This window comes from Leptolyngbya sp. NK1-12, from assembly GCF_032598965.1.
GTDB lineage: Bacteria > Cyanobacteriota > Cyanobacteriia > Elainellales > Elainellaceae > Elainella.
Window position 1 is genome coordinate 4,656,422 of sequence record NZ_CP053586.1, and the last position, 24,229, is coordinate 4,680,650.

The window sequence follows — 24,229 nt, forward strand, 5'->3', positions numbered from 1 at the left end:
ACATCTCCAATGGAGCAGACAATCCGTACCACTCAAGATGGCAGAACTGTTGTTGTTCTCACACCGACCGGGCGGCTTGATATTACGACAGCATGGCAATTTCGGCTCAAGCTGCAAGAGTGTATTTCTAAGATTAGTCCTCACATTGTTGTAAACTTGGGCCAAGTCAACTTTATTGATAGTTCTGGATTGACATCCTTGGTGGCCGGAATGCGCGATGCCGATAAAATTAAAGGCAGTTTTCGCATCTGCAAGGTGCATCCCGAAGCCAAGCTCGTCTTTGAAGTGACAATGATGGACTCGGTGTTTGAGATTTTTGACACCGAAGAAGATGCCCTAGAAGGCGTTTCTCGTGGCATTACTACCTAGCCTGCGGCGTATTAGAGCAAAGGGCTGTGCCAACCTGTGGTTTCTCGACGATAAAAGATAAGGGGAACCAACTTCCCCCTTGCGCTTGAGCTGAATTTGTGCTGGACTCAATTCGAGTCTTAGCTGAGTTGAACCGACATCAAACGAAACTCATCTTTATGACTCTTAATCTTCGTGATCTTCAAACGGATCGTCCAGTTCCTTAGCAGGTGGCCCAAATGAGGTGTAGATCGAGAGCGCAGTGATTGCCAACAGAAAAGCTCCAATCGCTACAATCATTGCTGTGGCAGGCTCCAGGTTCTGAATGCTAAAAACTGTTGCAAGCTCCATATTTTGAAGAACCATAAATAGTATTATTCTTATGATATTACGGATCATTAAAAACGTTAGAGAACTATAGAAGGTCACTCATGGCACAGCGGACTCGCTTGGGAGATATCCTTAAACCCCTCAACTCTGAATACGGTAAGGTCGCCCCTGGCTGGGGAACCACGCCCCTGATGGCAGTTTTCATGGGGTTGTTCTTTGTTTTCCTGCTGATTATTCTGCAGATCTATAACTCCTCGCTGATCCTGAACGGCGTCGAGGTCGATTGGTCTAGCCTCGGTGGCTAAGGCTGGCTCTCGGCTTAGCTTGATGAGTTTTCATAACGATTGCCCTGGGTTGTCCGGGGCTTTTTGATAGTTTTGAGTTTTGAGTTTTGAGTTTTGAGTTAGGGAGTTGAGGTGATGGCTTGCTAGAAGGAGCTGCACTCACTCGAATCGCTCCCACTAAACCTACTTCTAACTAATCGACTTGAACTCAAAACTTAAAACTTAGAACTCAAAACTTAAAACTTAACCACGCCCCCTACACTAGAGGGAAGAGGTTAAACGTTCTCAGGAGGGCATATGAATATTTTTGGGATTGGTCTACCAGAGATGGCGCTGATTATGATTTTGGCCCTATTAATCTTTGGTCCCAAAAAGCTGCCGGAAATTGGCCGCAGTCTCGGTAAAGCGATTCGGGGCTTCCAGGAAGCTTCTAAGGAATTTGAAACCGAATTCAAGAAAGAAGCCGAACGCATAGAAAAGGTGGTGAATGAGCCGATGAAGGCTACGCTGGAACCGCCCACACAAAAAGCACTGGCCTCTACCCCGACCGAGGCTAATCCAAGCGACGAAGCTGTAACCAACGCTGAAATTGTTGAAGAGAAAACCAGCTAGTTCCGCTGATTATTTTTTTGATCACCATCCATTTGCGATCATGACAGACGCCTCTGCTCTCATTTCGCCCCAGCTCGTTGTCGGTTTGGGTAATCCGGGTGCCAAGTATGACCAGACGCGCCACAATATTGGCTTTGAAGCGATTGATGCCCTTTCACAAGCTTGGCAAATTCCTCTGACGGAAAACCGCAAATTTCAAGGCTACTTTGGTGAAGGCACAGCGGTCAAAGGGCAGAAAGTGCGCCTGCTGAAACCAACGACCTACATGAACCTGTCAGGCCAATCGATCCGAGCGGTAATCGATTGGTATAAACTGCCGCCCGAATCGGTGTTGGTGATCTATGACGACATGGATCTACCGGTCGGCAAGCTGCGCCTGCGCCAATCTGGATCGGCAGGTGGGCATAACGGCATGAAATCAACCATTGCCCACCTGAATAGCCAAAACTTTCCTAGACTGCGGATTGGCATCGGTAGTCCGAAGCAAAAAAGCGGCAATGGAGAGGTAGTGTCTCACGTGTTGGGTCGCTTTTCTGTAGCGGAACGGCAGGCTTTAGCTGAGGTGCTGAAGCTGGTGGTCGATGCGGTGGAAATGAGCATGAAGCAAGGCATTCCCAAGGCGATGAGCCTCTACAACAACCGCACCATTGAGCTGACCAATGCGTCCGAAGCCAGTTGAGCGGCTGATTGCTGCTGATTATGAATATTGAAGCTGACGCCCAGGTGTACCCTTCAGGCTCAGACCAGAAAACTGGATGCAGTCAGGTTATTGGCCTCAATGTTTAACAGCAACGCTAAAGGTTTGAAGCCGCCGCTGGCATCGCCGTTGCTATCGATGCGGACAACGGTACCCCTATTTGCTTGAACTAGCCGCACATAGGACTCAAACGGATTGGGGCGGCTGTAGTCGGCTCGCTTGAAAATACTGCTCAGATCAATCAGGTCTCTGCCAAGCTGAAAGTCGGTAATCGTGTCGCGACCGTGGTTGGGGTTGCTATAGATAAATTGGTCTCTGCCGGGGCCACCTTGCAGCACATCTGGCCCACCGCCGCCAGTCAGAGCATCGCGGTTACCGCCGCCAGTTAAAGTATCCGCCTGAGCACCACCAACTAGAGTGTCATTGCCGGGACTGCCTTCGAGCTGATCGGCACCCCCCAACCCCCTGAGGACATCATCGCCGCTGAAGCCAACCAGTTTATCGGGGCCTGCTGTACCGCTGCGAGTAATGTTGTCCGTGATGCCAGAAATAACGCTGTTGCGAAACACATCCGCAAAAAAACTGTGGGCACGGGTGGTGGGATGAAACTGATCCCAAAAGAAAAATTGATTCGGATCGGCGGCTGGATCTCCAGGTCGCAAGCCATTCAAATAAGGATCAGTGATGTTGGTAAAGCCAAAGGCTGCCGGATTTTGAGCGGCTTGCTCGGATAAGGGAAACAGATTAGACAGGATGATGTTGGAACCTGCTAACGAGTTCTCTAAGGCCGTTAGCGATGATTCCAGGGCAGCATTAAACCCGTTACTCAAGTTCGTTAGATCCTGCAACCGTCCCGATTGGAGGCTGGCAGGAACTCGGCCCAGGTTGGGGGTTTGTACCACCACGATGTTTTTCGCACCCGATTGCACCAGGCTAGTCACAGCAGTTGCAATGTTGCTGACGGCGGTATTGATCGTAGCGACCGGATCGCTCGTCCCAATTTGATTCAAATCATTAGCACCGGCCCAGATGAAATACAGATCTTCTGCTCCCGCTCCTAAACTGCTGGCCTGACTCTTGAAGCGATCGATCTGATCGAGCAAGCCGTCTAATCTCAAACCGGGAACCAGATTGTTATTGCCGTTTTCGCGTCCGGTGCGGGCACCACCAATCGCAAAGTTAGTAGCGAGCGATGAGGGCAGACCAAGTTGGGCCGCCAATGTTTCAACCGCAACTGGCCCATTTGAAAAACGTCCATCAAAGTAAGGCGGGCTAGGAGGAAGCAAACCCAAGGTTGCTTTAGACGAGTTGCCGATGTCCGATAGGCTGTCCCCAAACACAAACAGATCGTATTGCAGCTGAGGAGTGTTGGAAGCCTTGTTATCAGTAGTCATATGCCGGTTTACCTCGGTTGTCAGACGGCTTGCCATTGTAAACCATGACTTGGCTCTGAAGATTTTGTTGCGGAAGCAGCCATAAAAATCCCCCGCCGAACCGGCGAGGGAGGAGCAATCACGCTTGAAATGGCTTGAAATCAACTGAAATCAGTCAGACTCAAATCGATTGTCTTAGGCTTGGGGGAGCCATTCTGGAACAGCTTCTTCCTTGGTGTTGGTGTTTCGCTCTGGCGTTTCCCGGACGAACTTCATGTGGATGGAACGGATCTGTTCACCATCTGCCGCTACCGCCATAATTGGGAAATCAATCAACCCATCCTGGAACGACATTTGGAAGCGGAACGTGCCGTCTGGATTCAGTTTAACTGGGCGTCCTGCAATCGTTACCGTAGCATCAGGTTCGGTGGCACCGTAGACAATCAGTTCCGCATCGGCAATCAACCAGAACTGCCGCGGACGAATGGGCGGCATCGAAGCCGAGAAGCCCGCACCCGACATGCCCACGCCCGACATGCTATACATGCCAGCACCGGACATGGTATACATACCAACCCCTGAGGTAGTGTACATGCCAACCCCCGACATCATGCCGATCCCAGACTCAGTCCGAGCTGCCATGCCGACGCCCGACATGCTGTACATGCCAACCCCCGACATCATGCCGGCCCCTGAAGTGGTGTACATGCCGACACCGGACATCATGCCTATACCAGATTCAGTCAAAGCCGCCATGCCCACGCCCGACATCATCCCCATACCTGAGCTGGTGTACATACCAATGCCTGAAGTAGTGTACATGCCGACGCCCGACATCATGCCGATCCCAGACTCAGTCAAAGCCGCCATGCCCACGCCCGACATGCTATACATGCCAACCCCCGACATCATGCCGACACCCGACATCATGCCGATCCCAGACTCAGTCAAAGCCGCCATGCCCACACCCGACATCATCCCCATACCTGAGCTGGTGTACATGCCCACCCCGGACATCATGCCGACACCCGACATTATGCCGACGCCCGACTCAGTCCGAGCTGCCATCCCCACACCGGACATCATGCCCACGCCCGACACCATGCCGACACCGGACATCATGCCCACGCCTGATTCGGTTTTTTCGGCCCACTTGCCGACACCCGACGGAAACACATACGAGCTAACCGCCTCTTCGGGTACTTGATGCATTGAACCAAACACCGAACCAGCAACCCGATCAGTTTCAGCCGCTTGAGCCAGTTCAAACACTTGATTGTAGCTGGGCATGTCCACTTCGTACTTGCCTGAAGGGTGAGCCAGCTTCAGGAAAGTCTTGCCCTGGAGTTCTTCATCCCAATCGATGGTGACAAACTGATCGTCAATCCAATCAGACGGATAAACGGGCGGAATCCGCACCGCCGCCGAGCGAGCCAGCAGCAGCCAGCGACCGTCAGCAGCGATGTAGCCAATTTCAACCATATAGTCCCGATCGCTCACGGGTACAGGCAAATACCACTCGCGGGCCAACTCATCACATTCATACTGCTGCAAGCTGTGGGGGCGCTGGATATCGGTATTGATGTCGGTCACATCGTAGAACCGTAAAGCCAATCGAATCCCACCCTGACGGCGCAATTCTTCTTTGTGCTCGTTGGGAATATCCCAATAAGCATAGGCCCACTGGGGATCACGGGGCATGAGTACAATTCGACTATCGCCATAGCCGGCAGGTAAATCCGGCAAGCCCTCATCAACTACTACAAGGGGACCTCCCTGGCGATCAGTTTGTCCAACATCAAATTTTGCTGCTTCCACTTCTGCTTGTGCCTCCAAGGTACGGGACGGACTTGGTGAAAACCGAAGCTGTTGCGCTTCTACGATTGCGTTTAAAAGCTGGTCTTTCCGCATCCGGCTGTAGCGCGAGATGTTTAGCTCACTCGCAACTCGGCGGAGTTGTCGGAGTGTCATTTCTTCTAAAGGCGGACGTTCTGCTGACATACGGTTAGCCTCCGATAGAGTCTAAAAAAATTGGTCAATGCCAGTGCTTAATCGGATCAGTTTTGCTAAGAGCACCTGAAAACTTTCGGTATCAATCACTCCTGTGGTTACGTAGCCCGGAACTTGGCCTGAAACTTGGCCTGAAACTTGATTGAACTGTTGCACACTAATCAACTGCATTCGCCTCAGTTAAGTTAAACGACCATGGCAAACCCGACTTTCCACTCCAGCAACCCTTCTGCACCTGCCAAAGGATTACTCAGGATCGCGAACCAGACTAATTGCATTGAGCGTTTGCATTGAGCGTGTGAGAACGATCAGGGATCGTGGGGATCGGTTGTGACCCCATAGTGCAGAAAATCAGCCTGGGAATCAAGGGGCTACTCTGCCTATTCTGCCTGAAGTTACGCAATTATCAGTAAAACGGGGATCGAAATGTCATAATTTCCTGACATTAACTGAGTCAGGGATCACGATAAATGTCAGGAAATTATGACATTAGCTGAGCCAGTCAAAGTCAGATAGACATTTAGACGGAAGCTGAGTAAGATTACCCAGTAGTTTGAGGGTTGAATAGCTGCTTGATGACTGGGAAAAATCAATTGTTAAAAAGCGAATCGGATACCTACCTACATCTGGCTAGCGGCAGTCAGATGATTGGGAAAGTTCTATCGTCCGCGATTCGACTTTGGCTACGCTCGCAGGTTGAGGCAGTTGCCGTCCTGGACTTTCAGATCGAAGGGCGCGATCGGCAGATTTTGCAAGGCATCATCCCACATGTGGTCGTCCGAGCTGAGCAGGTCGTTTATCAAGGACTGCACCTAGATCGACTCCATCTAAGCGCCACCCAAATTCGAATTAATCTGGGTCAAGTCTTGCAGGGAAAGCCATTGCGGTTGCTTCAGGTCGTTCCAGTGCAGGGAGAAGTTAACCTAACCCAAGCAGATCTAGAGGCATCCCTGGCTGCCCCCCTTCTGAAGCAAGCATTAGCCGAAATTCTGCAACGGATTTTGCAGCAAGCCCCCAGCACCGAGTTTCCCGACTTGGCCCTTCTGCAAACGGCTCCAATCCAGTTACAGCAGCCCCAGCTTTGGCTCCAGTCCAATCGCCTATGCCTGATGACCGAAGTCAGCACAATCTCTGAGCAGCGATGGCAAATTAGCCTCAACACCATGCTTCAGCTAGTTCAACCCTCCTGTCTCCAGTTAACCGAGTTAGAGCTGCAGTATGCTGCGATTGATCCAACTGCCGGAATTCAGACATCCCCCACCCTACTTCAAGAACGGGATCTGGAAATCGACCTCGGCCCAGAGGTCAACCTACAACAGCTCCAAATCGAGACCACAGGCATCACCTGTCGGGGGCAAATTAATGTTGTGCCTGGATGAGGAGAGATAGAAGATAGAAGATAGAAGTCAGGAGATAGCAACCAGGATCTGAGGTGGGGAAAGTCCTGATGCTTCCCTGAATTCTGCTTTCAAATTAGGACACGACGAAACACCAGGCCGATCACCTACACTCGTCAAGCTCCTTCTAGCTTCTGACTCCTGCTGCTTATCTGACTCCTGACTGCTTAAAAGTTATTTTTCAAAAGCGACTCAAACTCTGCCCGGAGTGCATCTAGGTCTGCTACCCTAGCCACCAGTAGATTTTGGGTGCCAGCATCCCTGAGGCGCTGTTTCCAGTGACCGATTTGTTCAGCGTTGTTGAGCCAGAAGTTAATCACGGTATCAACGACTTGGTCTAGATGCCAACCGCGCCGCATTGGTAGCGCTTCAACCGATTCGATGAAGGCATCCAGCGTACATTGGTAGGTGCCCAAGTATTCGGCTCCAGGATGGGGATGGGCTTGAATTTCCTGCTGATGGCTAAAAAACGATAAAACTGGGGATACGCCTACAATTTCAAATGAGTACTTCATATCTAACTCCGATCACGAGCGGCTAAGTCGGTAGAACACAGCAACCGGAAGGAATTGAATTGCAGCAAGTAAAAAATATTTTGAGCAATGCTAACAAGAGTTTCTGTTATCTACGTGATCCTTAAGTCTTATTTTCAATTCTGCCGAAGGTACCTGTAGAGGGAGGAGGCAGTTATTCTAAGTACTATTTGAATCAAGCAGTCTTGAGTCAAACAGCCTTGAATCAAGCAGCCTTGAATCAAATAGGTTTGAGTCAAATGGCACGAGTGGACATGGTGCATGGTGCATGGTGCAGAGTGATCTATTGAAACTGGCTCAACAGGGTGATCCAGGCGCAATTGCTCGCTTGCTTAACCGGAATCTGCAGCCGCGAGGCGTCACGGCCAAAGTACTGCTGCGGGACGAATGCTTGAAAATCTTACTGTCTTCGGACCGTCCGCTAGAGCAAAAGGCTTTTTCCCAGTTCATTCAGCAATCTATCGACCGTCTGGGCACCAGCAACATTAGTTTAGTCAAGCTCTATAGCCAACAAACCAGCGAAGGAGTTCCGGCCTGGGCCTACGAGTTTGTACCTGCCAGCAGTAAATCCCAACTGATCGTTGCCAATCCTGCTGCTAAAAGTACGCTAGCCATTGTCAAACTGCGGACCGAAAGCCAGGAATTCTGGTCATCGCTGCGCACCTTTCAGTTAGATTCCATCTTTCCCTATCGAGATGTTTTGAGTGTAGACCTCTACCGCAGCAATACAGTGCGTCTGTTGCTTTTCCTGGGGCTGTTTCCGCTGATTATTAATTTGATTGCCGAACAGGCCAGCATAGAACAAATGGCTTGGTTGATTGGCATTTACTATGCGGCAATCTGGGGCGTTGTACTCTACAACCTGATCAAGCCTGTGCAGTTTTCCTGGGGGCGCACATTGAAGTGTGTGCTATTCACAACGGTGATTGGCATTCCGCTGCTGTTGTTTTTTCAGCAAGTGCCGCCGTTTCGTGCCCTGTACGGGGCAATTAACCAGGGGCTAGTGTTTCGCCTGCTTGGGTTCGTGCTGGGCGTGGGGCTGCTCGAAGAACTCTGCAAGGCACTGCCCGTGTATTTGCTGCTGTACCGATCTCAGAAACTGCAAGACCCGCTTTCGGCCGCCTTCTATGGTGCAATGTCTGGACTAGGGTTCGCGATTGCCGAAGGAGCGGCCTATTCATTTCGTTATGCGGTGGGTCTATCGAGAGGCCAACTAGGTCTGGGAGCCTATGTGGCTGCCAACACAATTCGGTTTGTGTCGCTGCCGTTGTTTCATGCGATTCTGGCCGGGATTGTCGGCTATTTTATTGGCCTAGCCGTGATTAACCCTTCTCGCCGCAGCGCGCTTTGCTTCATTGGTATTGCCATTGCCGCCACGTTGCACGGCCTCTACAACACCTTTGCTGGCGGCATTCCCGGCCTCCTGATCATCGGATTTACAATTTTGCTGTTTGTGACCTATCTACGCCGTTGCCAACAGCTCGTTAGCGAAATGCAGCAAGCAGAGCGAAACTCTCGCAAATCACCGGAATAGCAACTCCATCCCCTATCTATTTATTCACCCATCCACCCATAGCTACGCCCCTCGCCACAGCCCCATGGCCAAGCTGATCAACAGCAGCGTACCAAACCCCAATCGGTACCAGACAAAAATCCAGGTGTTGCGGCGCTGCAAATAGCGCAGCAGCCAGGCAATCGAAAGGTAGGAAAATACAAAGGTTGAGACAATCCCAGCTAGCAGGACGAGAATGCTATCGGTATTGCCAAACGCTTTGCCAGATTGATATAGGGTAGCAATCGTCAGGGTGGGAATACCCAGCAAAAATGAGAACCGGGCAGCGGTCTGCCGCTCTAAACCTAAGAACAAGGCGGCAGTTAGGGTTGAACCAGAGCGAGAGGCACCTGGAAATAGCGCCACCATTTGTCCCAGCCCTACCAGAATTCCGTCTTTAATTTGCAGACTGTCAAATCCCCGTTTACGGCTGCCAATATTTTCGGCCAATCCGAGCAGAATCGCCATGATGATCGACATCACCGCAATCACTCCAATGCTTTCCGGCAACATATCCTTGAGCACAAAGCCACCGAGCAGGGCTGGAATCGTGCCAATCATAATACCGACCAGCAGTTTCCACTCTTCCCGTTTCCAGTCCTGATGACGAAAGGCATCCCATGCCCCCAGCAGCATTTGCTGCAGGTCGGACCAAAAATAGAGCACAACCGCAATCACGCTGCCGAACTGAATCGCATCCACAAAGTATTTCTGCCCGACCGTGGACCAACCCAAGGCTTTGGTAAACACCAACAGATGGGCGGTGCTGCTAATGGGCAAAAACTCGGTGACACCTTGGACTAGCCCCAATACAATCGCTTGAAATAGATTTTGAATTAGATCCACAGTCTCACCTGAAATACCGTTTGCATCGGAGCCATCTTACCGGAGTTTTCTGAATCAACTACATCGATTTACAGCGTTTTTCACTCATGTAAGGTATGAGGTGTGGGGAACTTCGCTCCCACACAGGGGTTTACAGCGTTTTTCACTCATGTGAGGTATGGGGTGTGGGGATGAAGCCCCCACGCAGGGGCACTGCCCCTGCACCCCGTTTTTCGTACTTCACTAGCCTGAAAAAGGCTGTATCTAGCTGGTTTCATCATCACTAAACCAGACTGGGGATTTCCGAAAGCGTTGCTCTATCAGCTTAGAGGTTGGCTCCGGATTTGCCCAATCCCTGGAACCGATTCTTCAAGAAATTTTTATTCCTGCCCGTTAGGAATTCAGTGAACGATTAAATTCTTTCTAACGTTAATATTGAAAGAATCCCCCCCTGGGGGATATAACTGTGGTATGTTAAAAAAGGTGAACTGTTGTTAATAAATCCCTTGTCTTCCTATTCTCCTCCCAAGCCGCTTTATTCAACCTCCTTAGATTCCCGATTAGATCCGTTAGTTGATACGCCGTTAGAAGAGCCGTTAACAGGTCCGCTGATTGCCTCATTGGGCAAAGCTGAAGGGCAACAAATTTGGCTAATTTTCGCTGCTGCTGCCTTTCTAGTATCGGTGCCGGTTTTTGTGCAAGCTCCGCTAGTGAGGTTATTCCCCTGGATCAGTTTTATTAGTACGGCTGGCTGGCTGTGGTTGAGCGTGCGGTTGAGGCAGCAGCCTACCCTGGCTCTGTGGGGAGATCTGCTGCTGGGGTTCAGTTGGACTTGGCTGGCGGGTGCAGTTTACTGGGGTTGGTTTCGTTGGGAACCGCTGATTCATTTGCCGATTGAGGCAATGGGGTTACCGTTTGCCGTGGTGGGGTTGCTGCAAGGACGCAATCGAATCGGGCATTGGTTCTACTTGGGTTCTCTGTTTGGCACCATCATGACCGATGTTTACTTTTATTTGGTGAATTTAATCCCCTACTGGCGGCAGTTGATGCAGGTCGAGCCAAGTTTAGCGTCAACTGTGTTGCGAAATGCAGTCAGTCAGGTTCAGACTCCTTGGGGAATTGGCTGTGCTGTCGGATTGATTGGCGTGCTGCTGGTTGTTGGTTTGGTACCGCTGCGTTCACCTCAGCTCCATTGGTGGGCTTTTGGTGGTGCCGTACTCAGTACGCTGCTAGTCGATGGATTATTCTGGTTAGGTGCGGCAGTGGTTTGACTAAGGCTATGATTGGGAGTATTCCCACCCATTTAGGCACTCGGTTGGCGGTGGGTGTCGCGTGTTTGTACGGACGGATGAAAGGTCAGCGATTTAAAGCTGAGTTTAAGACTGCGAAACTTAATGATTAACCCGGAGTTCATTCAAGGCTGAGGCTTCTTATAATCTTTTAGGTGGATAACCTTTGAGTGAGGGGCGAGTGCTCACTGGCGTCTTCACGAGTCGGGATGCATTATTAGGGCAACGCAAGTGGTTTTAGCCTGTGGTGACTACACAACCTGTTCCCCACCTAATTTTGCGAACTGAGTCAGGTAGTCGTTATCTGTCTCTGATAGGCAGCAACTGTTGGACCTTTGGCCGCGGAGACGACAACAACTTTGTCCTACCCGATCGCTGGATTTCTCGTAACCATGCGATGCTGCAACGAGTAGAAACCGGTGAATTCTACTTAATCGATATGGGCAGCCGCAACGGTTCGTTTGTCAACGGACGACGAGTTAGCGTGCCTGTAACCCTGCAAAATGGTGACCGCCTTACTTTTGGTCAAACCGAACTGGAATTCTATGCACCTGAGATTGATCCCCTTTCAGATGCTTCGATGGGTGGCATTGACTCGCAGGAATTTACGGCAACGGCAACCCTGCATGTTCGTCGCTTGATCTCAGTGCTGGTCGTAGATATCCGCAATTTCACGGGGATGACTCGACAAATTGATGAAAATACGCTCTCAGAGGTGATTGGCACGTGGTTTCGCTGTGCCGGCGATATCATTCGGGAGTATGGCAGTTGGGTAGATAAGTACATTGGTGACGCGGTCATGGCCGTCTGGATCCACGGTGCCCAGCGGGTGACGCCAGAGGAAATGATCCGAATTGCCCATGCCCTCAGCGCTCTACAAAAAATGACAAGTCAACTACACGAGCGCTATCCTCTGCCATTTCCCCTTAAGGTTGGCGCAGGGCTGAATACCGGCTATGCAATGGTGGGCAACACGGGTACCGGTGACCGTCCTGACTACACGGCTCTCGGTGATACCGTCAATGCAGCCTTTCGGCTCGAATCAGCCACTAAACAAATTGGAGTTGATGTGGCGTTCGGCGAAACCACTTATCAGTATCTCAAGGAGGCTGGACTGCCTCCATCCCTGTTTCAGCAGCATGAAGTAGAACTGAAAGGATTTGATGGTCAAACGGTCACCTATGCAGGTTCATTTGACGAACTGGATGCCTTTCTTAATTCGATCAACACTAGCCCAGTAGAGAAATTGTTGGGCGGCAAGTGAGCTGAGCTGATGGACAGACAACTGGCTGCTGCTGCTAATCACGATTGCAAAATCAAGCTAATAAGGTTGAAAACCGGCGAAATCAACACAGATTAAGTTGATCAACTTAAGTCGATCAACATCATTAATTTGAAGATCCGTAGTGTCAGCGTCTCCCTGGCGCAGGCAAGATGTCCGCACTGCATCTACCGTTTAATCAGGTTGACCTACTTAAAAAAATAAAAAAGGAGAGATGAGTAAACTCTTCTCCCCTTCTTCTGAATTTTGAGTCTGCGAACTTTTCTGTGTCCGTTTGTGGCATTGTCTATTCGTTGGTCTATTCGTTGCTGAAGCATGGGCTAATCCAGCAAACCCACTCATACGCTTGCGTTCCCGCAGGGTAGGACTAAACTCCTTGTCTAGCCTGCTGCAGACTTCCCAACTTGGCCACCGTTAACGCGCCGCTGGACAATGACGTAGCCAGACAATCGGTTGACACAAAATTCTGGACAGACTGGAAATTGTCAGCCGTTGCCAAAAGTCTCAGCTTAAGCTGAAGCAGCGGCTGGGTAGACACTCACTTTCTTGCGATCTTTGCCTTTGCGCTCGAAAGTAACTACACCATCCACTAGAGCAAATAGCGTATCATCACTGCCACGACCAACGTTCACACCAGGATGAAACTTGGTTCCCCGTTGCCGTATCAAGATATTGCCAGCCTTGACTACTTCACCACCATACCGCTTGACGCCCAATCGCTGGGCATTTGAATCTCTACCGTTGCGAGTACTGCCTGTTCCTTTCTTGTGAGCCATATCAACCTCTACTGATCTGCCTTTACTAATTTTACTAATCTACATTGCCACGCCCGGTTGGGCTGCCTATGCTTGACAGTCGGGCTTGACAGTCGGGAAACTAGCTTTCAGCCTCTTCCACTTCCGCAGGTGCAGATGCAGTCTCAGCTGTAGCTGGTGCTGCCGATGCAGCTTCGCCTGCCACCACGGCTCCGTTTAGACTAATGGAGTTGATCATGAGGCGGGTCAGCTCTTGACGGTGTCCTTGCTTTTTACGGGTTTTCTTCTTTGGACGCATCTTGTAGACAATAATTTTGCGACCGCGAAGATGCCGCAGTACAGTTGCTTCGACGGTAGCTCCATCGACTAGCGGCTGACCCACAGAAATATCGCCATCGTTGTCTACAAATAAAACCCGATCAATCACAAGCGAGTCATCTTCGTCCGCTGCCAACCGCTCAACGTCATAAAAGCGGCCCGGCTCCACGCGCAACTGCTTTCCGCCGGTTTCAATAATTGCGTAAGTCATGATTTCCTCAAGGGTGCCGTACAGGTAGCTTAAGAGTCAAATGCTTTAACTGCAAAATTCCCTTAGCATTTTGCCAATTTCAAAACCTGATCCGAGCAATATAAATGGCCAGTAAATCATCGTAACGAACGAAGCCGCAAGGCGTCAACTCCGTTCAAGGCAGGAAACGAACCCAAGAGACCCGATCAAATAATGAAACTCGTTGATTCTCCTTGAGCCGCCTGCCAACTGCGGGCATCGTAATACAGCTCGGCTAAGGTGATGCTGTAGAGCGCTTCGCGCAATTTTTCATGAAGCTGTCGCCAGAGAGTGAGGGTGACCCAATCTTCAGCTTGGTCGGCTGGGGTATGGCGGGCTAGGGGTTCAATAGTTTCTCCGACCGCTTCGAGGATTTGCCCCAAAGAAATCTGCGCCGGTGAGCGCGCCAAACGGTATCCCCCTTGAGCACCCCGAATCGATTCCACAAGTCCAGCCCGTCGCAGTTCAATCAGCAGTTTTTCCAGATAGGGCGCAGGCAGGTCTTGCCGGAGTGCAATCGCTCTGACCGATGTGGGCTGAGAGTTGGGCTGAAGCGCCAAATCGAGCAATGCTTTGACACTGTAATGTCCTTTTGTCGTTAACTTCATGAATCGTCATTTTGGGGCCAATTGTCAGACTCGATGCTGAGACCAGCGCACTACCAAACTGCGCTATCAAATTGATTTTGGCATAGGTATTTGGGTCCTTACATCTATCAACTGCTTAGGTTCATCGCAACTCTTGTGGTTTCACAGGATCTTCCGACCTAAATGGTTGTAATTAGATTTTTAAGGGATTTAACGAATTCGATATGACTATTAATAGAAAATGATCGTCAACTAATCACGAATTGCTATTGCGTCACCTAAACGAATCGAAAATCAGAAAAACTACCAGTGATTTTCCTTACTATAAACTAGATGAAAAAGTTTCCTCCTCAAGGTAGGATAGTTTCAAAGCTGACTTCAATTCAGCTAATCAGATTGGTTAACGAGAACCATTCGGTTATCAGCAGACGAATCTACCGCAGCAATTTTTTGTAAATAGTTCGACTCAGGCTAATGACTAAAAAGAAAAAAAACGAGCCTCTAACCGGAGAAGCTCTATTGGCTAAAGTGAAGCAGCTAGAACACCTCAGTAAAGAAGAAAAGGCAAAAGAATGCGGCTACTACACCATTACAAAAAATGGAGTAGAACGTGTGAATATGATGAAGTTTTACAATGCGCTTTTAGAGGCGAAAGAAATTGAGCTAGATGGGAAGCCAAGCAGCAATGGTCGAGGAGGACGCAGCGCCAGTTATCGCATTACGGTGCAAGCAAATGGTAACTTGCTGATTGGGGCCGCCTACACCAAGCAGATGGATTTGAAACCCGGAGATGAGTTTGAGATCTCCCTGGGACGGAAGCACATTCGCTTAAAGCAAATCGATTCGGAATTGGATGAGGATTGATGTAGGTAACTCGAAACCAACTGGTTGAAAATTTCACTTACCGCCTATCACAGAAGTTTTTCACAGAGGATGCCTGGAGTCGTTTCGTAATCAGTTTTTCAGGCATTCTCTTTGCTTTAAGTGCTTGCAGTTGAATTCAAGTCAGCCAGCTCAAGCCATAGGTTCAACTGCAATCATTAGCTGGATTCGTTACACTCACTGCATTTTACAATCAAAACTTGAATACTTATCAAACACCCTTAAACGGCCCGCCAAATAATCAAGCAGAATGGGAAGTTTGAAGCAGCAATTCTAGACAAGCTGTGAAATTTATTTTATTGCTGGACTGAATTGAACAACTTCTTATCTAAGATTTATCTGAATTATCATTCAATTATGATTCAGAATACAGTTTTTACCTACCAATCCAGCCTACTAATCCGACCTCGGAAAGCAAGGTTTGAGATTTTATCAACGACTTGCCTGTAAATTTTACATGTAATCTAAGTAGGTAGGCTAAATTAATCTTTGCTCCACAATGCCGGGTCTCGACTCCGCTCAACCCTCTGCTTCCCAAAAAGTTGCGCATTGAGCGGAGTCGAAATGCGTCTTCTCAATCATTGCGCCCACCTACTTAAATAACTGAAAATAACTGAAATCAGTGAGCAGTGCCGCTGAATGGAGTTTGCTCCTAGTGGTCTGCAACCGAGTGAGCCTGCTCCCAGTCTTGACAGAACTATAGCAATCCTAGTTGTGAACATAGAGTGAGCAACTAAAAGCCGTAATTCTCCTCACCGCTCGGCTGATTTCTCTGGCCCCATGGGGGCAGTGCGCTCGCGTCGAAGCCCCTCACCGCTCGGCTGATTTCTCTGGCCCCATGAGGGCAGTGCGCTCGCGTCGAAGCCCCTCACCCCTCAATCAATTTCACAACTCCTCTAGAACGCCATAAATTAACGCTTAATCCAATTCATCTTTTAAGATTTTTAGAAGACAACCGCTCAGTTCGTCGGGTTCACTGCATTGGCATTTGAAGAAACAAACATCACCTATTCAGCTCAGACCATTTCCCGTCAAGAGCTACGAGAGCTGGTACAATCACAGCTCAAGCTTCTGTTGGAACAAAACAACCTAGAAGGAGCCAAAGCATTGCTGGTGCCGGTACAGCCAGCCGATATTGCTGACGCGATTGAAGGATTGCCCGAAACCTCGCAGGTGATCGCGTTTCGGCTATTGCCCAAGGCTGAAGCCATTGCCGTGTATGAGCATCTTGATAAGCCGGTTCAGCAATCCCTGATTCAAGAGTTCAAGCGACAAGATGTACTGGATATTGTCGATCAAATGTCGCCGGATGATCGGGTGCGGCTGTTTGATGAACTTCCGGCTAAAATCGTTGCCCGCCTACTGGAACAATTGAGTCTGGAAGAACGACAGGCTACTGCCTTGCTGTTGGGATACGAAGCAGGCACCGCAGGCCGGATTATGACGCCTGAATATATCTCTCTCAAGGAGGATTGGACGGTGAGTCAGGCACTGGAGCGGATTCGGCAACTGGCTAACAACAGCGAGACGATTTACTACCTATATGTGACTGACGCCGCCCGCCGGTTGACTGGCATTCTCTCCTTGCGGGGTTTGGTAGTAGCTCAGCCCGAACAAACTATTGGCGAGATTATGGTACGAGAGGTGGTGCATGTGCAGACAGATACACCACAAGAAGAAGTGGCACGGCTGATTCAGCGCTATGATTTTCTGGCCTTGCCCGTAGTTGACACCGAACAGCGATTAGTCGGCATTGTCACCGTCGATGATGTGCTCGACATTCTAGAGCAAGAAACCACTAAGGATATCTACACGCTGGGTGGTGTCCAATCTGGGGTAGACAGCTACTTTCAAACTAATTTGCTCACCGTGGCGCGGCGACGAGTTACCTGGTTGTTGGTGCTATTGATTACCAATACAGCGACATCGGCGGTGATTCGCAGTCAGGAAGATGTTCTCCAGCAGGTTGTGGCGTTGGCAGCCTTTATTCCCCTGCTGATTGGTACCGGCGGCAATGTGGGTGCCCAGTCGTCTACGGTTGTGATCCGGGGATTGAATACCGAAGAAATCAGTCAAACGAAGGCATTTCAGGTGATTCGACGCGAGGCAACTGCGGGCGTACTGCTGGGTCTAATGCTGGGAATCGTGGTCTTGGTTTGGGCCTATTTTCTGCAGGGTAATCTAGCCGTTGCAATTTCGGTGGGTATTAGCCTTGTATCAATTTCAATTCTCGCTTCCGTCGCTGGCTCAACGTTACCGCTGATTTTCCAAAATTTCCGCCTTGATCCGGCCCTCATGTCTGCTCCCTTCATCACGACCATCGTTGATGTACTTGGCGTATTGATCTATTTGAATGTTGCTCAATTTATTCTGAACCTAGGTTAACCCTAAAGAAATTGTGCCGGAACTAAGCTCCTAAAAATGTCTTGCTGGCAGCAAAATGCCTGCACTTGCAGCTCCTCAATCTGGTTAAATTGCTGACTATTACTGATAATTGTTTCAACGGAATGTGTTCATTATCACCTTGCCGCAAGATTCTCAATTCATTTCTCAATTATTTCTCGGTTTAAATTCCTTGTTTTTGCGCTAAGTCGCAGAAATCGCCTAGAATCTTATTAATTTGTGCGTGAAGAAATTCTTAATCGATCACTTTGGTGATTCATCCATAGTGGAGTTCCGATTTGATTTTGAGATTTGGTTCTGACTTTGCGCCTGCTCTGAGGAAACGTTCAGGCTGATGTCCGGTTTTAGAAGCTGTTTGAAGCGTGTTGATTGTGACCCGAACTGCCCCCCTGGTTCCCCATTCTAGGAGAACTGGATTGGAAGTCCCCCTCTTTGGCATGCCTACTAAAGCTATAAGTTGAGGCATTCAGAGAGGCGGTAGAAAATAGTTCGATCTTTGCAAACGGGTTCTTAGGGCTGTTGGGTATGCCCAATTCAAGAAACGAAGAACAGCTCAATGCTTTCTAGATCGGCACAGCGTGGGAGTCTATCTGGCTCCTTCAAATGTTCTGGTGGCAATCCTCTAGAAATTCTATTGGTAGCAACGACTATGACTTTTCATCAGGGTTTTTCTCTTATCTTGATTGATTCGGCAGTTCAGGATCATCAACATCTGATCAGTGGTGTGCATCCTGGGTACGAGGTTCATGTGCTCAACTCCGCTGAGGATGGAGTTGCCCAAATAACCCGAATCCTAACCCAACGCCATGACCTAGAAAGCATTCACATTGTTGCTCATGGTCAGCCTGGTACGCTTAAATTAGGCACAACCCAACTTAATCTGACGACCTTAAGCCACTATGCCAGCAGGATTCGCAGTTGGGCGCAGGCACTGAAACAGCAGGCTACCATCTTGCTCTATGGATGTGAAGTGGCAGCGCATCAACCGGGACAAGCCCTGATCCAGCAGATCCGCAAGCTGACTGGCGCTGAGATCGCAGCCTCAACCCATCGCATTGGTAATACCAGGCCAGGCGGTAACTGGATTCTGGACGTTGCAACTGGTTCAGTGAAACATGATTTACCATTTCAGCCTCAGGTGTTGGCCACCTATCCCCATGCGTTAGCGGTGTTAGTGAATGAAACCTTTCGTAACGGCACCGTTGCGGCTACACCCTGGCTATTTGGTACCGGCACCGCCACTTCTGCCAATCCATTCTTGACGGCAGGTTCTAATCCGACTCCGGCTCCGGGCGGTTTACCGGGTGGCACGACTGCTTTAGATGCGGAAGGTGGCGGAGCACTCCGGTTGACCAACAACAGCACGGATCAGGCAGCCTTTGTCATCTATAACAACGCCATTCCCTCAAATGCGGGGCTGACTATCACCTTTGACTTCTTTGCCTACAGCGGTCAAGGCACAAATGGCGCTAGAGCCGGAGGAGACGGCATCAGCTTTTTCTTGATTGACGGTGCCCAATCGCCTACAGTGGCCGGTGCTTTTGGCGGCTCGTTAGGCTATGCCCAAAAACAGGTCGATGGCATCGATGGGATTGCGGGTGGCTACCTGGGCATTGGGCTAGACGAATTTGGTAACTTCTCGAACCCCAGCGATTTTGCCGGAGGTCCGCAGCAGCGGGAAGGCGGTCCTGGAGAAGTGCCCGATTCGATTTCGATTCGCGGCAGGGGCAGTGGCCAGACTGGTTATGCCTTTATTGCCGGTTCCGGTAGCCTTTCGCCTGGCATTGATAATGTTGCAGCTACGACACGGGAGGCCGCCGCTCGCCGCGCCAGAGTTGATATTACGCCGACGGGTGTGCTCTCCGTTAAAGTAGACCTGAATTACGATGGCGACTTTCTCGACCCGGGTGAAACGCCGATTGAGACTAATAACCTAGATATCATTGCCGCTAATGGGGGCAGCATTCCCTCGACCTTTAAGTTTGGTTTTGCTAGCTCCACCGGAGATGCCACCAATATTCACGAAGTACGCAATCTGGTAATCTCCAGTTTCTCGACGCCGCCAATCGTTACAGATGCAGCCATTTCCGTTAGCCCCAACAGTACGGTTAATGTGACTGGACTATCCGGCACTGATGCCGAAACAACCATCGCCTCCTTCACCATCGTCTCCATTCCCGATTCAGCTCAAGGCACGTTGTTTTTGGGCAATCCTCTTACCGGCGGCACTCCCGTTACGGCGGGGCAAGTCCTGACGCCTGAGCAATTGCCGCTGCTGTTTTTCCAGGCTCAACCTGGCTTCACGGGCGGCAGCTTCACCTACCGCGCCACCGACACTGACGGAGATGCCACCCAAACGCCTGGTACCGTTACCCTCAGCCTCAGTACCAACCAGCCGCCTAGTTTGGCCAATGCCACAGTGGATGTGACGCCCGGTACTCCAGTCAATATTCCCACCTTGCCAGCAACTGATCCAGACGGCACGATTGCGTCGTTTACGATTGTCACCCTGCCAGCAGCGGATCAGGGCACGCTATTTTTGGGAAATCCAGCAGCGGGCGGTGTCCCAGTAACGCTGGGGCAAATTCTGACCCCAACTCAGTTGGGGCAACTGTTCTTCCAACCCACGCCAAACTTTACGGGTGGCAGCTTTACCTACACCGCGACCGACAATGCTGGTACAGTTGGAGCCACGCCAGCCACCGTCACCTTGAACCGGATCAGCAACCAGCCACCCACGTTACCAAACGACACGAGTACACCGCTGACGCCGACGGGTCCTACCAATCTCACTGGGCTAGGCGGCAGTGACCCCGATGGTTCAATTAGTGGCTATGTGATTTCGGTAATTCCGCCAGCCAATCAGGGGACGCTGTTTCTGGGTGATCCGGCCAGCGGCGGCACCCCCGTAACGGCAGGGCAGCGAATCACACCCGACCAGATCAATCAGATCTTCTTTCGTCCGGGGGCTGGCTTCACGAACACCAGCTTTACCTACGCGGCAATCGACGATCGGGGAGCGCTTTCCAACCCCCGCACAGTAACGCTGTCTAATTCTACAGGCGGCGGTGTTCCAGATACGGCCAACTGTAGGCCAGGCCGCAACCTGAGGGGTACCAATGGAAACGATACATTAGTAGGGGGTCCGGGGTCTGATCGACTACGGGGGCTAGACGGCAACGATGTCCTGCGGGGTAGGGGCTGTAACGATCGGCTGGATGGTGGACGCGGTCGCGATCAGCTTTTCGGTGGCAACGACAACGATATTCTGCGGGGACAGCAAGGCAACGACCGCCTCGATGGTGGTAGAGGCATTGATTTACTGAATGGCGGTTTGGGGCGCGACCGGATCAATGGGCGTCTGGGAAACGATACAATTTTTGGCCGGCGCGGCGACGATATCATCAACGGCAACGGCAATAGTGACACCATTTTGGGTGGGCGAGGTCGCGATCGCATCAAAGGCGGGAACGGACGCGATTTCATCGAAGGAAACCAGGGCAACGACCGTCTCGATGGCGGTAAGGGCGATGATGTGCTCAATGGTGGTTTGCAGAACGATCGGCTATCGGGGCGCTCTGGACAGGATCTGCTGATTGGTGGACGCGGCAATGATCGCCTCCGGGGTGGGAGTCAAAGCGATACGCTCTCTGGTGGGTTGGGACGCGACACGCTGGTGGGCGGCGGTGGCGATGATCTGCTAATTGGCGGCGGCGGTATCGATCGGTTTGTGTATCGCAATCCGCGTCATGGTTCTGATACCATCGCTGATTTTGAGCAGCAAGACTTGATTGTGGTCAGCCGCATCTTTGCTAGAGACAACTACAGCGAATCACGTCGGTTTGAGCGGTATATTCGCTTGGTACAGGCGGGGGCCGATACCCTGGTCCGCATCGACGCCAATGGCAACAGGCCCGGTGGATTTACCAATTTAGCGCTGCTGTCTAATGTGAATGCCTCGAGCTTAACCGCCGATAATTTTGTGGTTTCTTGAGGTGGTTTCCTGAGGGTGAACTGCTAGTCACATCAGGACGAATATTCTGAAGTGCGGGCCTCTTGTCTACAGTAGAACTGAGACGCTCGCACTTTCTCATCAATTCAGCCCCGTTGATTCAGCCCCGTTGATTCAGCCCTGTCGATTCAGCCAATCCGTTGCCTCACGTATTCATAAATTGCAATCGCTGCCGCAGTTTGAACGTTAAGGGACTCGACTAGACCAAACTGGGGAATCGTGACTGCGTAATCACACTGGTCGAGCAGAGCAGCAGGAATGCCAGTCAGTTCTTGCCCCAACAATAAAACCGCCTGCTGCGGAAAGACGAACTTCGGCAGGGGAATGGCGGTCGGTTCCGCCGTTAAGGCCACAATTGGGTAGTTGGCTTGCTGCTGCCCCAGCCATTGCGGTAAATCTGCTGGGGGACAAGCCTGGAGGGGCTGCCAATGATGGGAAGAGGCAGCCAAATTCTTGAACACCGGAGAGCGAATCGTCGCCAAGTCTGCCAACACCAGCGACTGTAACCGAAAGGCTTCAACCGTGCGGCATAGACCACCTAGATTCGCCGGATTCTGCACGAGTGTAGCGCAAACAATCAGGGGATAACGCGGCAAGGCACGATAGGACTCTCGGCTGTTGGGTCGTTGAAACAATTTCTACAATGTGCAGGGACACTAGACACAGAGCTTTGCAACTATAGTCCTGGCTAAAGCTGATATCTTTTAGAAAAATCGTATCTTCTTTTTAGCTTTTCCGAGCAGGCTCGATAACCGCAAAAAATCAAAAATTTCCCTCCTGATCACAGTTCACTTGATGCTCCAGCTGCTCCTAGTAGAGACTGACGTATCAATTGCTGAACTACTGATCAAGAGGGAAACTTGGCAAACTAGGCTTCTACTTCTTCCTCAGTGCGAGCCGAATTATGGGGCAAGAGCCAGCTCAGCAGAATCGCCGTTAGACCTCCGGTAGAAATGCTGGAGCCAAACAGATTCTTGATCATGGGCGGCTTGTCTGCGAAGATCTCTGGCGCGTACAGTACACCCAGACCCATTGCCAACGATACAGCTACGATAATCATGGCCCGTCGATCAAGATGGGCTGATGCCACAATATTCAGACCTGCAACAGCAATCGATCCAAACATCACTGTGGTTGCTCCTCCCAGAACAGGCTGAGGTAGAGCTTGGAATACACCGCCGACAATGGGTAACAGACCCAACACGGCAAAGATTCCAGCTACATAAAAGCCCACATAGCGGCTGCCAACCCCGGTCATTTGAATCACGCCATTATTCTGGCTAAAAGTGGTGTTAGGAAAGGTATTCAACACAGCTGCAATGGCGGAGTTGACGCCATCACCCAACACACCGCCCTTGATACGCCGCATGTAGACCGGACCTTGGACCGGCTCACCAGAAACCGCAGAGGTAGCCGTCAAGTCACCCACCGTTTCAATCGCGGTTAACACATAAAGCAGAATGAAAGGCAGAAAAGCGCCTATCTCGAACCGCATCCCAAAGCGGAACGGAATCGGCAAGGTAACAGGAGGCAGCTGGCTGAGAGCACTGAAATCTACAATACCGAGGATCAAGGAAATAACGTAGCCAACGGCTAACCCGATCACAATTGCACCCATGCGCAGGAAACGATTGCGTGACAGGGTAAGAAATACGACGAGCAGCAACACCAGACCACTCAGCGCCAGATTTTGCACACTGCCGAACGATCCATCGTTTCTTGCCAGAGCCGCTGGTCCGCCGGCCATACTAATCACACCCGTCTTGATCAGGCCCAGTCCAATAATCATCACGACCGTACCGGAAACGACTGGCGTAATGATCCGGCTCATCAAGTGCAGGAAGCGACTGAGAATAATTTCCACAAACGAGCCAAAGAAGCAGACTCCGAAAATGAGCGCTAGTGCCTGCTGGGGAGTACTACCACCCTGAATTGCAGTAGTTCCAACGCCCAAAATTGGACCGAGGAAGGCAAAGCTGGTTCCTTGCAAACTCAGCAACCCAGACCCAACTGGACCAAATTTTCGACACTGAATAAAGGTGCAAAGGCCAGAGGCGAACAGCGACATACTAATGATGTAGCTAGTATTAGTCGCATCGAGTCCCAGACCACTGCAGATGATCAAAGGTGGAGTAATAATGCCAACAAAAGCAGCCAGCACATGCTGCAAGGCTACAAAAAAGGACTCTGCTACGGGCGGCTTGTCCGTTAATCCATAAAGCAGCTCTGATCGGGGTCTCCGTTCCTCCCGAACATCACTGTCTTGGACAGCGTCCATCGCAAGTTCTCGATCTGATTGTGCCATTTGCCCTCCTATCGTAGTATTCAGCAATCCTCACACAGTCACAACGCATCCGCCTTTGTATCAAATAACCTGATTACAGCTACTCACAACCGCCCCATTGCAGCCAGGGCAAAACTCAAACCTAGCTTGTTTCAAATAGCTTGTTTCAAATCAGCAGCCAGCCAATAATGGACAAATTGCCAAGGACGCCTGAATACTGTATACAA

The 24,229-nt window shown here is 50.5% G+C and carries 21 protein-coding genes; 11 read left to right on the forward strand and 10 right to left on the reverse strand.

Going from position 1 to position 24,229, the window contains the following annotated elements:
• Window positions 1-9 precede the first annotated feature (9 nt).
• The gene (locus HJG54_RS19995) at window positions 10-369 is read left to right on the forward strand and encodes an STAS domain-containing protein (RefSeq protein ID WP_316430921.1); all 360 of its coding nucleotides are present in this window, start codon (window positions 10-12) and stop codon (window positions 367-369) included.
• Window positions 370-534: 165 nt separating this feature from the next.
• Here the strand turns inward: HJG54_RS19995 and psbN are convergent, their stop codons facing one another.
• The gene (gene psbN / locus HJG54_RS20000; protein ID WP_420717268.1) at window positions 535-699 is read right to left on the reverse strand and encodes a photosystem II reaction center protein PsbN; all 165 of its coding nucleotides are present in this window, start codon (window positions 697-699) and stop codon (window positions 535-537) included.
• Between the two features lie 80 nt (window positions 700-779).
• Between psbN and psbH the strand changes: the two genes are divergently transcribed.
• The 3 genes from psbH to pth all read left to right on the forward strand — a co-directional run bounded on the left by psbH (window position 780) and on the right by pth (window position 2,253).
• Window positions 780-983, forward strand: coding sequence for a photosystem II reaction center phosphoprotein PsbH (gene psbH / locus HJG54_RS20005; protein WP_035997639.1), 204 nt, complete (start codon window positions 780-782; stop codon window positions 981-983).
• A 276-nt stretch (window positions 984-1,259) separates the two neighbouring features.
• Window positions 1,260-1,574, forward strand: coding sequence for a TatA/E family twin arginine-targeting protein translocase (locus HJG54_RS20010; protein ID WP_316430922.1), 315 nt, complete (start codon window positions 1,260-1,262; stop codon window positions 1,572-1,574).
• A 40-nt stretch (window positions 1,575-1,614) separates the two neighbouring features.
• Window positions 1,615-2,253: an aminoacyl-tRNA hydrolase gene (gene pth, locus HJG54_RS20015; protein WP_035997642.1), complete on the forward strand. Its 639-nt coding sequence runs from the start codon at window positions 1,615-1,617 to the stop codon at window positions 2,251-2,253.
• A 59-nt stretch (window positions 2,254-2,312) separates the two neighbouring features.
• On the opposite strand, the gene HJG54_RS20020 is transcribed toward pth, so the two are convergent.
• Window positions 2,313-3,665, reverse strand: coding sequence for an SGNH/GDSL hydrolase family protein (locus tag HJG54_RS20020; protein ID WP_316430924.1), 1,353 nt, complete (start codon window positions 3,663-3,665; stop codon window positions 2,313-2,315).
• A gap of 174 nt (window positions 3,666-3,839) precedes the next feature.
• On the reverse strand, window positions 3,840-5,645 hold the full coding sequence (locus tag HJG54_RS20025; RefSeq protein WP_316430926.1) for a DUF4912 domain-containing protein: 1,806 nt from the start codon (window positions 5,643-5,645) through the stop codon (window positions 3,840-3,842).
• Window positions 5,646-6,229: 584 nt separating this feature from the next.
• Between HJG54_RS20025 and HJG54_RS20030 the strand changes: the two genes are divergently transcribed.
• A complete protein-coding gene (locus tag HJG54_RS20030; RefSeq protein ID WP_316430928.1) occupies window positions 6,230-7,033 on the forward strand; it encodes a DUF2993 domain-containing protein in 804 nt (267 codons plus the stop codon).
• A 185-nt stretch (window positions 7,034-7,218) separates the two neighbouring features.
• Here the strand turns inward: HJG54_RS20030 and HJG54_RS20035 are convergent, their stop codons facing one another.
• Window positions 7,219-7,566, reverse strand: coding sequence for a hypothetical protein (locus HJG54_RS20035; protein WP_316430930.1), 348 nt, complete (start codon window positions 7,564-7,566; stop codon window positions 7,219-7,221).
• Between the two features lie 286 nt (window positions 7,567-7,852).
• On the opposite strand from HJG54_RS20035, the gene HJG54_RS20040 reads away from it, so the two are divergent.
• Window positions 7,853-9,118, forward strand: a complete 1,266-nt coding sequence (locus HJG54_RS20040) for a PrsW family intramembrane metalloprotease (RefSeq protein ID WP_316430931.1) — start codon at window positions 7,853-7,855, stop codon at window positions 9,116-9,118.
• A 42-nt stretch (window positions 9,119-9,160) separates the two neighbouring features.
• Here the strand turns inward: HJG54_RS20040 and HJG54_RS20045 are convergent, their stop codons facing one another.
• Entirely contained in the window at window positions 9,161-9,982 is an 822-nt protein-coding gene (locus HJG54_RS20045) for an undecaprenyl-diphosphate phosphatase (protein ID WP_316430933.1), read from the reverse strand.
• Window positions 9,983-10,467: 485 nt separating this feature from the next.
• On the opposite strand from HJG54_RS20045, the gene HJG54_RS20050 reads away from it, so the two are divergent.
• Window positions 10,468-11,232 carry a DUF3120 domain-containing protein gene (locus HJG54_RS20050; protein WP_316430934.1) on the forward strand — a complete coding sequence of 255 codons (765 nt, stop codon included), beginning with the start codon at window positions 10,468-10,470 and terminating at the stop codon, window positions 11,230-11,232.
• Between the two features lie 265 nt (window positions 11,233-11,497).
• Window positions 11,498-12,514, forward strand: coding sequence for an adenylate/guanylate cyclase domain-containing protein (locus HJG54_RS20055; protein ID WP_316430936.1), 1,017 nt, complete (start codon window positions 11,498-11,500; stop codon window positions 12,512-12,514).
• A gap of 527 nt (window positions 12,515-13,041) precedes the next feature.
• Here HJG54_RS20055 and rpmA read toward each other — a convergent pair.
• The 3 genes from rpmA to HJG54_RS20070 form a co-directional block, all read right to left on the reverse strand.
• Window positions 13,042-13,308 (reverse strand): 50S ribosomal protein L27, encoded by a 267-nt coding sequence (rpmA, locus tag HJG54_RS20060; RefSeq protein ID WP_316430938.1) that lies wholly within the window; start codon window positions 13,306-13,308, stop codon window positions 13,042-13,044.
• Between the two features lie 100 nt (window positions 13,309-13,408).
• Window positions 13,409-13,816, reverse strand: coding sequence for a 50S ribosomal protein L21 (gene rplU, locus HJG54_RS20065; protein WP_035997660.1), 408 nt, complete (start codon window positions 13,814-13,816; stop codon window positions 13,409-13,411).
• A 185-nt stretch (window positions 13,817-14,001) separates the two neighbouring features.
• The gene (locus HJG54_RS20070) at window positions 14,002-14,442 is read right to left on the reverse strand and encodes an Rrf2 family transcriptional regulator (RefSeq protein WP_035997662.1); all 441 of its coding nucleotides are present in this window, start codon (window positions 14,440-14,442) and stop codon (window positions 14,002-14,004) included.
• Window positions 14,443-14,895: 453 nt separating this feature from the next.
• Between HJG54_RS20070 and HJG54_RS20075 the strand changes: the two genes are divergently transcribed.
• From HJG54_RS20075 to HJG54_RS20085, 3 genes are all read left to right on the forward strand, one after another.
• The gene (locus HJG54_RS20075) at window positions 14,896-15,285 is read left to right on the forward strand and encodes an AbrB family transcriptional regulator (protein ID WP_035997664.1); all 390 of its coding nucleotides are present in this window, start codon (window positions 14,896-14,898) and stop codon (window positions 15,283-15,285) included.
• Window positions 15,286-16,284: 999 nt separating this feature from the next.
• Entirely contained in the window at window positions 16,285-17,688 is a 1,404-nt protein-coding gene (gene mgtE / locus HJG54_RS20080) for a magnesium transporter (RefSeq protein ID WP_316430942.1), read from the forward strand.
• A gap of 667 nt (window positions 17,689-18,355) precedes the next feature.
• On the forward strand, window positions 18,356-21,700 hold the full coding sequence (locus HJG54_RS20085; protein ID WP_316430944.1) for a DUF4347 domain-containing protein: 3,345 nt from the start codon (window positions 18,356-18,358) through the stop codon (window positions 21,698-21,700).
• 146 nt (window positions 21,701-21,846) lie between these two features.
• Here the strand turns inward: HJG54_RS20085 and HJG54_RS20090 are convergent, their stop codons facing one another.
• The gene (locus HJG54_RS20090) at window positions 21,847-22,353 is read right to left on the reverse strand and encodes a TrmH family RNA methyltransferase (protein WP_316430946.1); all 507 of its coding nucleotides are present in this window, start codon (window positions 22,351-22,353) and stop codon (window positions 21,847-21,849) included.
• A gap of 233 nt (window positions 22,354-22,586) precedes the next feature.
• Window positions 22,587-24,023: a uracil-xanthine permease family protein gene (locus HJG54_RS20095; RefSeq protein ID WP_316430948.1), complete on the reverse strand. Its 1,437-nt coding sequence runs from the start codon at window positions 24,021-24,023 to the stop codon at window positions 22,587-22,589.
• Window positions 24,024-24,229: the final 206 nt, after the last annotated feature.

Excerpts from the sequence above, each read along its gene's own strand:
- HJG54_RS19995 (WP_316430921.1), top strand. The coding sequence starts at position 10 with ATGGAGCAGACAATCCGTACCACTCAAGATGGCAGAACTGTTGTTGTT.
- psbN (WP_420717268.1), bottom strand. The coding sequence starts at position 699 with ATGGAGCTTGCAACAGTTTTTAGCATTCAGAACCTGGAGCCTGCCACA.
- psbH (WP_035997639.1), top strand. The coding sequence starts at position 780 with ATGGCACAGCGGACTCGCTTGGGAGATATCCTTAAACCCCTCAACTCT.
- HJG54_RS20010 (WP_316430922.1), top strand. The coding sequence starts at position 1,260 with ATGAATATTTTTGGGATTGGTCTACCAGAGATGGCGCTGATTATGATT.
- pth (WP_035997642.1), top strand. The coding sequence starts at position 1,615 with ATGACAGACGCCTCTGCTCTCATTTCGCCCCAGCTCGTTGTCGGTTTG.
- HJG54_RS20020 (WP_316430924.1), bottom strand. The coding sequence starts at position 3,665 with ATGACTACTGATAACAAGGCTTCCAACACTCCTCAGCTGCAATACGAT.
- HJG54_RS20025 (WP_316430926.1), bottom strand. The coding sequence starts at position 5,645 with ATGTCAGCAGAACGTCCGCCTTTAGAAGAAATGACACTCCGACAACTC.
- HJG54_RS20030 (WP_316430928.1), top strand. The coding sequence starts at position 6,230 with ATGACTGGGAAAAATCAATTGTTAAAAAGCGAATCGGATACCTACCTA.
- HJG54_RS20035 (WP_316430930.1), bottom strand. The coding sequence starts at position 7,566 with ATGAAGTACTCATTTGAAATTGTAGGCGTATCCCCAGTTTTATCGTTT.
- HJG54_RS20040 (WP_316430931.1), top strand. The coding sequence starts at position 7,853 with ATGGTGCAGAGTGATCTATTGAAACTGGCTCAACAGGGTGATCCAGGC.
- rpmA (WP_316430938.1), bottom strand. The coding sequence starts at position 13,308 with ATGGCTCACAAGAAAGGAACAGGCAGTACTCGCAACGGTAGAGATTCA.
- rplU (WP_035997660.1), bottom strand. The coding sequence starts at position 13,816 with ATGACTTACGCAATTATTGAAACCGGCGGAAAGCAGTTGCGCGTGGAG.
- HJG54_RS20070 (WP_035997662.1), bottom strand. The coding sequence starts at position 14,442 with ATGAAGTTAACGACAAAAGGACATTACAGTGTCAAAGCATTGCTCGAT.
- HJG54_RS20075 (WP_035997664.1), top strand. The coding sequence starts at position 14,896 with ATGACTAAAAAGAAAAAAAACGAGCCTCTAACCGGAGAAGCTCTATTG.
- HJG54_RS20085 (WP_316430944.1), top strand. The coding sequence starts at position 18,356 with ATGACTTTTCATCAGGGTTTTTCTCTTATCTTGATTGATTCGGCAGTT.
- HJG54_RS20095 (WP_316430948.1), bottom strand. The coding sequence starts at position 24,023 with ATGGCACAATCAGATCGAGAACTTGCGATGGACGCTGTCCAAGACAGT.